This window comes from Actinoplanes rectilineatus (genome assembly GCF_000962825.1).
Classification (GTDB): Bacteria; Actinomycetota; Actinomycetes; order Mycobacteriales; family Micromonosporaceae; genus Actinoplanes; species Actinoplanes rectilineatus.
Window position 1 is genome coordinate 67,514 of sequence record NZ_JZKF01000001.1, and the last position, 13,643, is coordinate 81,156.

Genomic DNA, 13,643 nt, shown 5'->3' on the forward strand with positions numbered 1-13,643 from the left:
GATTATCGGCACGGGGACCGGCCGTCTGAGACGACCGGCCCCGTGCGTCGACAACCGAGAAACGATCATCGAAAGCTGATCACCGAGGACTGATCAACGAAGTTGGTCAGCCAAGGCGGGTCACCCAAAATTTGATCATTGAATAGTGACGAGTTCCTTCTCCGCGGGCTGCGGGGGAGCGGCCGGCGCCGGGCCGGACGAGCGGGTGAACATCGTGTAGAGGACCGGGATCAGCACGAGGGTGAGGACCGTCGAGCTGAGCAGTCCGCCGATCACGACGACCGCGAGCGGCTGGGAGATGAACCCGCCCGCTCCGGTGATGCCGAGCGCCATCGGCAGCAGGGCGAAGATGGTGGCCAGTGCGGTCATCAGGATGGGCCGGAGCCGGCGCAGGCCGCCTTCGACGACGGCTTCGGTGACGGTCATGCCGCGGTCGCGGTACTGGTTGATCAGGTCGACGAGCACGATGGCGTTGGTGACCACGATGCCGATCAGCATGAGGATGCCGATCAGGGCGGCGACGCCCATCGGGGTGCCGGTGACCAGGAGCAGGAAGACCGCTCCGACGAAGGCGAACGGGATCGACACCAGCAGGATCAGGGTCTGCCGGATGCTGCGGAACACCGCGACGAGGATCAGGAAGACCAGGGCGATCGCCACCGCGATGGCGAGGAAGAGCTGGGAGAACGCTTCGTCCTGCTGCGAGGCGACGCCGCCCATCTCCCACGAGGCGCCGGCCGGGAGGGTGACGCCGTCGAGGGCGGCTTGCACGGCGGTGCTGGCTGCTCCGGTGTCGTCGCCGACCGGGGTGGCGGTGACGGTGTTGGTGCGGTCGCCGTCGCTGCGGGTGCGCTGGACCGGGCCGTCCGTTTCGGTGACGGTGGCGACCTCGCTGAGTTCGACCGGGCCGGCGGCGGTGGTGATGGTGGTCGCCTTGAGGTCGGCGACGCTGTCCGGGGCGGTGGCGCCGGTGGTGACGACGACGTCGTGCTGGGTGCCGTCGAGGGTGACGCGGGTGGCGGTGGCGCCCTGGACGGCCTGGCGGAGGGCGCCGACGATCTGCTGGTCGGTGAGGCCGTACCGGGCGGCGGCCTCGCCCTTGGTGACGATGCTGATCTGCGGGGCGCTCTCGGACAGGTCGCTGGTGACGTCGGTGACCTCGGTGACGCCGGCCAGGGCGGTGGTGATCTGGGTGGTGGCGGCGGTCAGGGCGGCGTCGTCGTCGGCGCTGACCGAGACCTCGATGCCGCTGCTGGAGAAGCCGCCGCCGCTGCCGAAGGCGAGTTCCCCGGCGCCGGTGAGCGTGTCGAGGCGGGTGCGCAGGTCGTCCTGCACGGTGGTGGCGTCGGCGTCCTCGGCCAGGTTGATCGTGTAGTTGACGGTGTTGCCGCCGCCTCCGCCGCCGAGGAAGTTGCCGGACGAGCCGATAACCACCTGGTAGGAGTCGACCCCGTCGAGGGCGGCCACCTCCTTCTCGACCTTCTGGGCGGCCGTGTCGGTGGTGGTCAGGTCGGTGCCGGCCGGCAGGGTCTGGGTGACGCTGAGGCTGGTCTGGGCGCCTTCGTCGATGAAGCTGGTCTTGAGTCCGGTGGCCATCGCGACGGTGGCGACGAGCAGCAGGGCGGCGGCGCCGAGGACGGTCTTGCGGCGGCGGACCGCGAAGGCGATCACCGGGAGGTAGAGCCGTTGCAGCAGGCCCTGGCGTTCCTCGGCTTCGACCCGTTCCCGGTAGACGTCGGCCGGGACCCCGGCGGCGTCCTGAGGGGTCTTGAGGAACCAGTAGGCGAGGACCGGGATCACGGTCAGCGAGACGAGCAGCGAGGCGAGCATCGCGGCGGTGACGGTGATGGAGAAGCTGCCGAACAGTTCGCCGACCATGCCGCTGACGAAGGCGATCGGCAGGAACACCGCGACGGTGGTCAGGGTGGAGGAGATGACCGCGGAGGACACCTCCCGGACGGCCGTGGTGATCGCGGTACGGCGTTCTTCGCCGTACCCGAGATGGCGTTTGATGTTCTCCAGGACGACGATGGAGTCGTCCACGACCCGGCCGACCGCGATGGTGAGGCCGCCCAGGGTGAGGATGTTCAGGGAGTAGTCCTGGATCCACAGGACGATCAGCGCGATGAGCAGTGACAGCGGGATCGAGACCGCGGTGACCAGGGTGGAGCGGGCGGACCGCAGGAACAGGACGATCACCGCGACGGCCATCAGCAGGCCGAGGGCACCTTCTTCGAGCAGGCCGTTGACGGATTCCCGCACGGACGGCCCGTTGTCCGCGACGACGGTCAGGGTCGCGCCGGCGCCGAGGGCGGTCTCCAGGTCGGGGAGTTGGTCGCGGACGGCGTCGGAGATCGTCGAGGAGCTGCCGCCGTGGTCCATGGTGAGGGAGACGCCGAGGCTGGGTTTGCCGTCGGTGCGGGTGATCGAGGTGGCCGGTGCGTCGGTGAGGGTGACGTCGGCGAGGTCGCCGAGCTGGGCGGGTTTGCCGCTGCCGGTGCTGACCCACAGGTCCTTCACCTGGTCGAGGGAGGTGACCGAGGTGCCGACGGCGAGGCTGAGGTCTTTGCCGTCGCTGGTGATCGCCCCGGCGGAGGAGGTGCCGCCGAGGTTGCCGAGGGCGGCGACGATCGCCTGGGTGGTGGCCGGGGATTCCGGGGTGACGCTGACGATCTTGTCGCGGGTGCCGGAGACGGACACGTCGTTGACGCCGTCGACGCCGCGCAGCGCTGGTACGACCTTGTCGTTGAGGGCGGTGGCGAGCGCGGGAAGGGAGCCGTCGGAGGTGGCGGCCAGCACCATGGTGGGCATGTCGCCGGTGCTGCCGGTGAGCACCTGGGGTTCGGCGTCCTGCGGCAGGCGGGCGCTGAGTTTGGACACGGCCTGTTCGACGTCGCCGGCGGCGTCGTCGATGTCGGTGTCGTAGTCGAACATGAGCAGGACGGTGGCGCTGCCCTGGGCGGAGGTGGAGGTCATGCTCTCCACGCCGGACAGGTTCGCCACGGCGTCCTCGATCGGCACGGTGACCTGCTGTTCGACGACCTCGGGGCCGGCGCCGGGATAGCTGGTGACCACGGTGACGGCCGGGAACGACAGGTCGGGCAGCAGTTGCTGCTTCAGCGAGGTCGCGGCGTACCAGCCGAGCCCGGCGATCAGGACGGCGATGAGGGCCACGAGTTTGCGGTTGGCGATACTGATCCTTGACAGCACGCCAGAAGTGTCGGCCGCCCGGTGGGGGTGGCGCGTCGTCCAGCGGCGGTCCGCGGGGCTACTACGGATGGGGTAGTCAGCCGCGGTGGCTACTCCCGCCGCGGACCAGGCCGCTCTGGTAGGCGACCACGACGAGTTGGGCGCGGTCGCGGACGCCGAGTTTGCCCATCGCCCGGTTGATGTGGGTCTTGGCGGTCAGCGGGGAGAGGAACAGTTTCTCGCCGATCTCCTCGTTGGTGTACCCGTGGGCGACCAGGATCAGCACTTCGCGTTCCCGGTGGGTGAGGTCGTCGAGGGGCACGGCGGTGACGGCCGGGCCGGGTCCGGGCTGGCTGTGCAGGTGGTCGAGCAGGCCGCGGGTGGCCCGGGGTGAGAGCAGGGCGTCGCCGGCGGCCACCACTCGCACGGCGTGGATGAGTTCGTCGGCGCCGACGCCCTTGCCGAGGAAGCCGCTGGCGCCGGCGCGGACGGCGAGCATCACGTTGTCGTCGTTCTCGAACGTGGTGAGGACCAGGATGCGGACTCCGGCGAGGTCGTCGTCGGCGGCGATCCGGCGGGTGGCCTCGATGCCGTCCATGGCGGGCATCCGGATGTCCATCAGGATGACGTCGGCGCGCAGGGTGCGGGCCATCTCGACGGCTTCGCGCCCGTCGATGGCCTCGCCGACGATCTCGATGTCCGGTTCGGAGTCGAGGATGAGCCGGTATCCGGCCCGGATGAGGGCCTGGTCGTCGGCGAGCAGTACACGGATCACGGGCTGTCCTCGGCTGGTAGTTCGGCGGTCACGGTGAAGTTGTCCGCGTCGTGGCGGGTGTCGAGGCGCCCGCCGGCGGCGGCCGCTCGTTCCCGCATGCCCACGATGCCGTATCCGGATCCGGTTCTGCCGCCGGTTGCGACGGTGTTGGTCACGTCGATGCCGAGCCGGTGGGAACCCCAGGTCAGGGTGAGGGTGGCGGTGCCGGTGCCGTACTTGTGGGCGTTGGTGAGGGCTTCCTGGACGATCCGGAAGGCGGCCAGGTCGGCGAGGGCGGGCAGTGGGCGTTCCTCGCCGGTGGTGTGCAGGGTGACGTCGAGTCCGGCCATGGTCAGCAGTTCGGGCAGGCGGGCCAGTCCGGGGGTGGGTTCGGTGCTGGTGTCCGGGTCGTCGGACTGGCGCAGTACGCCGACGATCGAGCCGAGTTCCTTGAGGACCGCGTCGCCGGCCAGCCGGATGTGGTCGAGGGCCGGCCGGACGTGTTCGGGGCGGCGGTCCAGCAGGTGGCTGGCGGCGGCCGCCTGCACGTTGATCACCGCGATGTGGTGGGCGACGACGTCGTGCAGTTCGCGGGCGATGCGCAGCCGTTCCTGGATGACGCGGCGCTGGGCTTCTTCTTCGCGGGTCTGTTCGGCGCGGCGGGCGCGTTCCTCGACCGCGGCCAGGTAGGCGCGGCGGCTGCGGGTGGCGTCGCCGAATGCCGTGGCCATGCCCATCCAGAGCAGCAGCGGGAGGGATTCGGGCGCCCACAGGTGGGTGTGGATCGCCACGTTGCCGACGTAGATGGTGATGCCGCAGCCCAGGGCCAGTTGCAGGGTGGTCCGCCGGTCGGTGCCGGCGGCGACGGTGTAGGCGACGATCGCCGCCGCCATCACCAGCAGCGGATGCCCGTGGCCGGTGATGGTGTGGTACCAGACGAGGGTGGCGGTGACCCCGATCAGCAGGGCGCGGGGCCAGCGGCGGCGCCCGGCGACGGCGAGGAACGCCAGGACTCCGGCGCCGTAGTCGATCGCGGTCAGGGCCGGTGCGGCGAATCTGTTGGCGTTCTCGACGTACCCGGCGGCGGTGAGCCCGGTCAGGACGGCCGCCAGGATGGTGTCGACCACGGTGGGATATCGGGTGAGCAGCGCCCGGAAACGGCGATAAAGAATGACCATGGCGTGATCCACGGTAGTGCCGGGTGCGTGGGTGGGGAGTCGTCCGTTCGCGGTAGGGCGGACTACGACGGCAGGAGTACCGTTGACGCGTACATCTGGAGTTCATTCGGCGTTTTGATCTGATTCACAGGAAGCGCCGAGCTTGCATCGATCTGGACCCCTTCTGATGGGGACCCATGATGCGACTGCCTTTCCTGCGCCGCCGTGATGAACCGCCAGAGCCCGCCGCGACACCTGCGGTCCCGGAGCATCTCAGTGACGACCAGGCGGGGCATGCCCTGCGGGCGCCGAGCAAGCTGCACTCCTTCAACCGGTACGAGATCAAGTATCTGCTTCCGAGTGACCAGGTCACGGTGTTGCGTGAGCACCTGGTGCGCCGCCTCGACTTCGACAGTCACGGCGCGAACGGCGGGTACGGCGTGTGGAGCACCTACTACGATACGCGTGACCTGCGGTTCTACTGGGAGAAGATCGAGGGGCTGAAGTTCCGGCGCAAGTTGCGGGTGCGTCACTACGGCGACCGGTTCAACGTCGGCGACGACACCACCGTGCACATCGAGATCAAGCAGCGGGTCAACCGGGTCACCCAGAAACGGCGGGTCGCCCTGCCGTATCACCTGGCCCGCCAGTTGTGCGACGGGCGGCAGATGGTGGAGCACGACCGGTCGCAGCGGGCGTTCCTCGAGGAGGTCCTCGAGCTGATCCACACGCTTGATCTGCGGCCGGTGGCGATGACCGGCTATCAGCGGGAGGCGTTCGTCGGCCGGGCCGAGGACGTCGGGCTGCGGGTCACCATGGACCACCGCATCCGCGGCCGGGACCGGGACTTCGACTTCGCCGCGGACGCCGACAACCGGCTGATCGTGCCCGCCCGGATGTCGGTCATCGAGTTCAAGGCCAATGAGCGGGTTCCGTACTGGCTCACCGACCTGGCGGCCGAACTGAACATGTCGGTCGTCCGGGTCTCCAAGTACTGCCAGAGCGTCGAGGCGTTCGGTCGCGTCCCGCGTTCGATCTTCCACATTCCCGATCACGAAATCAGTGAGGCCTGAGGCATGCCCTTCGAAGTCCAAGACCTGTCCGGCACGTTCAGCGTCGGCGACATCGCCATCGCGTTGTCGTTGTCCTTCCTGCTCAGCGCGTTCATCGCCTGGGTGTACCGGTTCACGCACCGCAACGTGTCCTACAGCCAGTCGTACGTGCAGACGCTGGTCATCCTCGGCATGCTGATCGCCCTGATCATGTTGGTCGTCGGTTCCAACATCGCCCGGGCGTTCGCCCTGGTCGGCGCGCTGAGCGTGGTCCGCTTCCGGAACGCGATCAAGGAGACCCGTGACGTCGGGTTCATCTTCCTGGTGATGGGCGTCGGCATGGCCGCCGGTACCCGCTTCTACACCCTGGCGATCGTGGCCGCCGTGTCGATCAGCCTGATCATCCTGGTGATGTACCGGTTCAACTGGTTCGCCGCGAACGTCCAGCGTCAGGTCGTGAAGGTGCAGGTCCCGCCGGACGGCAACTACACGCAGAACATCCAGGACGTGCTGATCGCGCACACCAGCGAGTTCGAGCTGGTCAGCATCGAGAGCATCCGGGGTGGGGCGCTGACCGAGCTGATGTACACGGTCCGGTTGAAGAAGGGCACCGAACCCGGTCAGCTGATCGCCGCGCTCGGCGAGCGTACCGGCGGCCAGCGGGTGACGGTCCTGACCGGGTACGACCAGACGGACCTGTAGATGCTGCCCCGCTCGATCGCGCACCGCATCCCGGTCCGGGTGCGGCACTACTGGAAGTTGCTCGCCACCTGCGCCGCCACGCTGCTGGCGTTCGCGGTGGTGTTCAGCACGGTCCGTGTCGCCCCGCTGGTGACCAGCACCAGTGACGAGAACGGCGACGAGGTGACCGTCGACATCGCCGGCACCACCGACCTGTTCGACGCCACGCAGGCGCACACCATTCAGTTGACGTTCCGTGACGAGAACTATCAGGAGATCCTGGACGCGTTCTTCGACGACAACGAGAAGGAGTACCTGGAGGCGGATCTGACGGTCGACGGGACGACGATCCCGAGCGTGGGGATCCGGCTCAAGGGCAACTCGACGTTGCAGAGCCTGAGCCGCAACGGCGAGACCCGTCAGGGCGGCAACCGCGGCGGTGGCGGCGGCCCGGGCGGTGGCGGCTTCCCCGGCGGCGGTCAGGGCCGGCCGGGCGGGCAGCAGGCCCCGCAGGCCCAGGCCAGCGGTGCCCCGTCAGCCCAGGCCAGCGGTGCCCCGTCAGCCCAGGCCAGTGGTGCCCCGTCGACACAGGCCAGTGGTGCCCCCTCGGCTCAGGCCGGCGGTGCTCCGGCACAGGGTGGCGCTGAGCAGCAGGGTGGTCAGCAGGGCGGCCGGATGGGTGGCGGCATGGGCGGTTCCAGCCTCAAGGCCGAGGAACCCGAGGACCTGCCCTGGCTGATCCGTTTCGACGAGTTCGTCGAGGGCCGCCGCTACCAGGGGCACCGGGAGATCTCGGTGCGGGTCGGCGGCAACATGGGCGGCGGCGCGAACGTCCTCAACGAGGCGGTCACGCTCAACGTCCTGGCCGCCGCCGGCCAGGTGGCCCAGCGGTACGCGTACACCAGTTTCACGGTGAACGACCGTCCCGCCGCCGCCCGCCTCATCGTCGAGCACCCCGACGAGAACTTCGCCGACACGATCGGCACGAACGGTGTGCTCTACAAGAGCATGGCGAGCAGCCAGTTCACCGATCAGGGCGACGACCAGACGGAGTACGCCGACGACTTCAAACAGATCAACAAGAAGGGCAGTCAGGACCTTCAGCCGGTCATCGAACTGATCCGGTGGGTGAACAGCGCCTCCGACGCCGAGTTCGACGCGGGCCTGGCCGATCACGTCGACGTCGAGTCGTTCGCGCGGTACGTCGCCACCCAGAACCTGCTGGTCAACTTCGACGACATGGCCGGCCCGGGCCGCAACTACTACCTCTGGTACGACCTGACCACCAAGAAGTTCTCGGTGGTCGGCTGGGACTACAACCTGACCCTGTCCGGCAGCGCCACCCAGGACCCGAAGGAATCGGTCAGCATGGGCGGCGGTATGCGGGGCGGCCAGCAGGGTCAGCAGGGTGGTGGCTTCCAGCTGCCGGAGGGCATGGAACTCCCCGAGGGCATGGAACTCCCCGAGGGTTTCGAGATGCCCGAAGGCGGCCAGATGCCCGGCGGCGGCGCGGGTCCCGGCGGCGGTGGCGGCGGCTTCGGCAGCGGCCACAAGCTGAAGGAGCGTTTCCTGGCCAGTGCGGCGTTCGCCGACGTCTACCAGAAGGCGTATAAGGAGCTGTACAGCAAGATCTACGGCAACGCGTCCGCGCTGAACATCCTGAACGCCATCACCGAGGTGGTCGCCACGGTCGACGGCGCCGACAAGGACGCCCTGGCCACCGAGGCCGAAACGCTGCGCACCTTCCTGCGTGAACGCACCCAGTTCCTCGCCACCAACGAGTTCATCACCGGCTGAGCGCAGGCAGCGGCCGGCTCCGGAGTCCGGGGCCGGCCGTCCCGCTCAGCGCGGTGGGCGCAGGCCGAGCAGGCGGTCGAACAGGCGCAGGCGGAAGACGACGGTCAGTGTCGCGTACCAGAGGACCAGCGCCGGCAGCACGATCGTGAAGACCGGCCGGGACGGGCCGACCAGGCCGAAATAGTCCCAGAGCGCCGGCACGCACACCACCGCGCAGAACGTCACCGTCAAGGCCAGGACCAGGATCGACGGCCGGCGGTCACCGGTCGGTTTCGTCCACGCGGCGAAGAAACGGGACCGCGGGGCCAAAAACAGGATCAGCATGAACGACGCGAAGCAGAAGAACGTCGACAGGCCGGTCTGGGCCAGGATCGTCGCCGACGCCGTGGTGAAGTCGGCGTCCACCCCGTACTGCAGGCCGGTGTACCGCTCGAAGTCGTCGATCACCTCCGCCGGGGTGCGCCGGCCCGACGTCAGGCCGCGGACCAGCATCTCGTACAGCGCGGTGTAGATCGCCGTGCCGAACGTGGCCGTCACCACCGCGGCGGGCACCACGAACCGCACCAGGTTGCGCAGCAGGTGCGGGTCCGGGCGGGTCGGCTGCGCCCAGAACGTCAGGAACACCGTCGGCAGCCCGACCGTGAACATGGTCAGGCCCACCTGCGTCGGCGAGTACGGGAAGTTCAGCCCGAGCATCGTCACCGCCAGGATGACCAGGCCCTGGCTCGCCACCCGGGCCAGGAAGACGTACAGCGAGATCGCGATCCCGTTGATGATCCGCCGGCCTTCGTGCTGGGCCGGGGGCAGTGCGGCGAAACTGTCGTCGACGAGCACGATGTCGGCCACGTCGCGGGTGACCGCGCTGCCCGAGCGCATCGCCACCCCGACCTGAGCCTGTTTGAGCGCGCGGGCGTCGTTCACCCCGTCGCCGATCATCGCCACGTAGTGGCCCTGCCGGCGTAGCGAGGCGACGATGCGTTCCTTGTGTTCCGGCGCGACCCGGCCGAACACCGCGGTGCGGGCGACCAGCCGGTCGAGCGCCGGATCGTCCAGGTCGTCCAGGTCGGCCCCCGGGACCGCCGTGGCCGCGTCCAGCCCGGCCCGGACGGCGATCGCGGCCACCGTCCGCGGGTCGTCGCCGGACAGGACTTTGACGCGTACCCCCTCGTCGCGCAGGCGCACGACGGTCCGGACCACCTCGTCGCGCAGCTCGTCGGCGAGCGCGACCAGGCCGACCGGTTCGAGCATCGGCAGGTCCGGCCGCCCGGACGGATCCCGCAGGCGCGCGTCGCGGCCCGGCGTGTGCGCGAGCAGCAGCACCCGCAGTCCCTGACCGGTCCGTTCGCTGATCTCCGCGGCCGGCGGGTCCCGCAGCAGGCGCGGGCCGAGCACGTCGGGTGCCCCCAGCACCCACACGCCCTGCTCGGTCGCCAGCCCGGACCAGCGCAGCGACGACGAGAACGGCACCTCGTCGTGCACCTCCCACGGCTCGCCGGGCAGGGCCGCGGCCAGCGCCAGCGCGGTCAGGTTCGGCGTGGACACGTGGTGGGCGACACTGCCGAGCGCCGCCGCCACCTCGGCGTATTCATACGCGCCGAGCGGGACGATCGCGTCGACGGTCAGCCGGCCGGTGGTCAGCGTGCCGGTCTTGTCGGTGCACACCACGTCCACGTTGCTGACCGATTCGACGGCGTTGACCTGCTGCACGAGCGCGCCGTGCCGGGCGATCCGGACCGCCCCCGCGGTGTAGGCGAGCGCGATCAGGAAGAACAGCCCGTAGGGCACCAGACCGGACAGCACCGCGGTGATCTGCACGACCCGCAGCAGGGTGAAACCCTCCAGGAACGCCTGCCCGAGGATGGCACTGCTCATCAGCACCGTCAGCGCCATCACCAGCCGCACGATGAAATCGATGCTGCGCTGCAGCGGCGTGCGGTCGGTGCTGTCGCGGCGGGCCTCCGCGGTCAGCCGGCCCGCGTAGCTGCGCGCCCCGACGTCGCGGGCCAGCTGGTGTCCGTCGCCGGCCACGCACACGCTGCCCGAGCGCAGGTCGTCGCCGGGATGTTTGACCACCGGGTCGCTCTCCCCGGTCAGCAACGACTCGTCGGCCTCCAGCCGGCCGCCGTCCAGCAGCGGGCCGTCCACCACGATCTGGTCGCCGGGCCGGACCCGCAGCACGTCGCCGCGCACCACCAGCGCCGGCGCGACCTCGGCCTCCCGGCCGTCCCGGACCACCAGCACGTTCGTCTTCTCCAGCAGCTGCAGCCGGTCCAGTTTGCGTTTGGCCCGGATCTCCTGCGCCGCGCTGATCACCGCGTTGATCAGGCCCAGTCCGACACTGATCAGCGCGTCGCTGTAGCGCCCGAGGATCAGCAGCGCCGCCCCGATCGCGAACAGGATCAGGTTGAAGAACGAGAAGACGTTGGTCCGCAGGATCTCCGCGTAGCTGCGCGACCCGCCCTGCACGGCGGTGTTGGCCTCCCCGCGCCGCCGGCGGGCGTCGGCCTCAGCCCCGGTCAAACCGTCGGCCGGAGCGAGCATCAGGCATTCCGTTCCGTAGAACCCGTCAAGACCTCCATTTCACACGGCCCGGGCGTCCGGTTACGCGTTTTTCTGGTACGCGTGACCGGGAGTCCCGGGGCTACCACCGCGAGGCGCTGCCCGCGCACGGCCGCAGCGCGGGCGCCGGGGCATGCGCGCGGGGAGATGCCTACCGGCTGGCCGCCCACCGGTCGCCCGGCATTAACGGGGCGTCCGCCCGGTCCCTTTATCGTCGGGTCTCGATCGCGCCCGGCCCGCCTCCTCCCGCGAAGAAGAGCGACCATGTCTGCAGAACCGGACGTCAGCGTCATCATCCCGACCCGTGACCGCCCGCACCTCGCCCTGCGTGCCGTGCGCAGCGTGCTGGCGCAGACCCACGCCGCGCTGGAGTGCATCGTGGTGGTCGACGGCCCCGATGCGGCGACCGTCGCCGCCCTCGCCGCGGTCGGGGACCCGCGGCTGCGGGTGGTCGAGCTGCCGCAGCGGGGCAAGGCGCCGCACGCCCGTAACGTCGGCGCCCACGAGGCGCGGGCCCGGTGGACCGCGCTGCTCGACGACGACGACGAGTGGCTGCCCACGAAGATCGCCGCCCAGCTGGAGTTGGCGCTGGCCTCGTCGAAGCCGTCCCCGGTGGTGGCGTGCCGGCTGATCAACCGGACGCCGCGGGCCGACTCGGTGATGCCCCGCCGGCTGCCGTCGCCGGGGGAGCCGCTGAGCGAATACCTGACCGTGCGCCGCGGACTGTTCTACGGTGACGGCTTCATCCAGACGTCGGCGATCCTGGCGCCGACCGAACTGCTGCGCCGGGTGCCGTTCACCGTCGGGCTGCGCCGCCAGCAGGAACTCGACTGGACCCTGCGGGCCGTGCGGGAGGACGACGTCGAGTTGATCTACGCCCCGGAACCTCTCGTGCTCTGGCACCAGGACGAGAACCGGCACCGGATCAGCCTGGAGATGCCGTACGAGCAGCAGCTCACCTGGCTGCGCGGCAGCCGGGAACTGTTCACGCCCCGCGCGTACGCGGCCTTCACCCTCAGCGTGATCAGCTCGATGGCCGCGCCGACCCGGCAGGGCCGGCACTTCCGGGAACTGCTCGCCGAGGCCCGCACGCACGGCCGGCCGGGGCTGCTCGACTACCTGACCCACGCGCAGATCTGGGCGCTGCCCGCCGGGGTCCGCAAACGCCTGCGCGACCTGATCGTCGGCCGTCGTGCCGCGCCCGCGCCGTCCGGTCCCGTCCCGTCTCCGGGGGCCGTCCCCTCAGCCCCCGGCTCGCCGGTTCCGCGCCCGCCCGCCCCCGCCGCCGTGCCGCACGATGCCGGCTGAGCGCCGCGTCGCGATCTGGCGCAGCGCCATGCTGCCCGGATCGGAGACGTTCGTCCGCGCCCAGGGCGACGCGCTGCGCCGCTGGCAACCGGTCTACGTCGGCGCCACCCGGATCGACTCCGCCCTGTCGCGCCCGGACGACGTGATCACCTTCCCGGACGGCGGCGCCGACCTCCTGCGGCTGCGCCTGACCGGCACGTCACCGCGGCTGCGCGACACCCTCACCGGGCTGCGGCCCGGCCTGGTGCACGCCCACTTCGGCGGCGACGGGTGGCTGGTCAGCGCCGCAGCCCGGCAGGCCGGCATTCCGCTGGTCGTGACGGTCCACGGCCACGACGTGACCCGCCAGCCGTCGGCGCCCGGACTGCACGGCATCCGGTACCGCCGCAACCTGCGGACCGTCTTCCAGCGCGCGGCCCTGGTCCTCGCCGTCTCCGGCGTGATCCGCGACCGGGCACTGGCCTGCGGCGCCGGCCCGGACACCGTCCGCGTGCACCACACCGGCGTGCCCGTCCCGGCCGTCCCGCCGATCCTGCCGAAACGCTGGGACGTCGTCTTCGTCGGCCGTCTCGTCGCGAAGAAGGGCGTCGACGACCTGCTCACCGCCCTGGCCGGCCTGCACACCCCGCGCCCGCGCACGGTCGTGATCGGCGACGGCCCGCTGCTCGCCGAGATGCGCGCCCGCGCCGAGACCCTGCGCCTGGACGTCACGTTCGTCGGCGCCCAGCCACCCGACGTGGTCCAGCGGTACCTGGCCGAGTCGCGGATGCTGGCCGCCCCGTCGAAGACCGCCCCCGACGGCGACACCGAGGGCCTGCCGACCACGATCCTGGAGGCCGGCGCGCTGGCCCTGCCGGTGGTGGCGACCCACCACAGCGGCATCCCCGAAGCGGTCGTCGACGGCGACACCGGCCTGCTCGGACCGGAGTCCGACCCGGTGGCCCTGGCCGCGAGCATCGCCCGCCTGCTGGGCGACGCGGACCTGCGCCGCCGGATGGGCACCCGGGCGCACGCCCACGTGGCCGCCCACTTCGACCTGCACACTCAGACCGGACGTCTCGAGCACCTCTACGACGAGCTGGCGGGGGCCTCCGCGCCCGTTCCCACCTGACCCATCCCGCCGGTTCTCGACCTGTCCCACTCCAG

Annotated in this window: 9 protein-coding genes; 5 read left to right on the forward strand and 4 right to left on the reverse strand. The window is 70.5% G+C overall.

Annotation, left to right across the window (positions count from 1 at the left end):
* Positions 1-135: 135 nt before the first annotated feature.
* The 3 genes from WH85_RS00275 to WH85_RS00285 form a co-directional block, all read right to left on the reverse strand.
* Positions 136-3,210 carry an efflux RND transporter permease subunit gene (locus tag WH85_RS00275; protein WP_083448671.1) on the reverse strand — a complete coding sequence of 1,025 codons (3,075 nt, stop codon included), beginning with the start codon at positions 3,208-3,210 and terminating at the stop codon, positions 136-138.
* Between the two features lie 76 nt (positions 3,211-3,286).
* Positions 3,287-3,964: a response regulator gene (locus WH85_RS00280; protein ID WP_045739551.1), complete on the reverse strand. Its 678-nt coding sequence runs from the start codon at positions 3,962-3,964 to the stop codon at positions 3,287-3,289.
* The gene (locus WH85_RS00285) at positions 3,961-5,121 is read right to left on the reverse strand and encodes a sensor histidine kinase (RefSeq protein WP_045739552.1); all 1,161 of its coding nucleotides are present in this window, start codon (positions 5,119-5,121) and stop codon (positions 3,961-3,963) included. Before WH85_RS00285 ends, WH85_RS00280 begins: the two co-directional genes overlap by 4 nt.
* Before the next feature lie 176 nt (positions 5,122-5,297).
* Here WH85_RS00285 and WH85_RS00290 point away from each other — a divergent pair, with 176 nt between their 5' ends.
* From WH85_RS00290 to WH85_RS00300, 3 genes are read left to right on the forward strand one after another with little or no spacing between them, the layout of a single operon-like run.
* The gene (locus tag WH85_RS00290; protein ID WP_245673753.1) at positions 5,298-6,173 is read left to right on the forward strand and encodes a polyphosphate polymerase domain-containing protein; all 876 of its coding nucleotides are present in this window, start codon (positions 5,298-5,300) and stop codon (positions 6,171-6,173) included.
* A gap of 3 nt (positions 6,174-6,176) precedes the next feature.
* A complete protein-coding gene (locus WH85_RS00295; protein WP_045739553.1) occupies positions 6,177-6,854 on the forward strand; it encodes a DUF4956 domain-containing protein in 678 nt (225 codons plus the stop codon).
* Entirely contained in the window at positions 6,855-8,630 is a 1,776-nt protein-coding gene (locus WH85_RS00300) for a CotH kinase family protein (RefSeq protein ID WP_045739554.1), read from the forward strand.
* A gap of 45 nt (positions 8,631-8,675) precedes the next feature.
* Here the strand turns inward: WH85_RS00300 and WH85_RS00305 are convergent, their stop codons facing one another.
* Positions 8,676-11,171 (reverse strand): HAD-IC family P-type ATPase, encoded by a 2,496-nt coding sequence (locus tag WH85_RS00305; RefSeq protein ID WP_045739555.1) that lies wholly within the window; start codon positions 11,169-11,171, stop codon positions 8,676-8,678.
* A gap of 282 nt (positions 11,172-11,453) precedes the next feature.
* Here WH85_RS00305 and WH85_RS00310 point away from each other — a divergent pair, with 282 nt between their 5' ends.
* Together WH85_RS00310 and WH85_RS00315 are read left to right on the forward strand one after the other, a co-directional pair.
* Positions 11,454-12,497, forward strand: coding sequence for a glycosyltransferase family 2 protein (locus WH85_RS00310; RefSeq protein WP_083448672.1), 1,044 nt, complete (start codon positions 11,454-11,456; stop codon positions 12,495-12,497).
* A complete protein-coding gene (locus WH85_RS00315) occupies positions 12,487-13,608 on the forward strand; it encodes a glycosyltransferase (RefSeq protein ID WP_045739556.1) in 1,122 nt (373 codons plus the stop codon). The genes WH85_RS00310 and WH85_RS00315 overlap by 11 nt, the downstream gene beginning before the upstream one ends.
* Positions 13,609-13,643 lie beyond the last annotated feature (35 nt).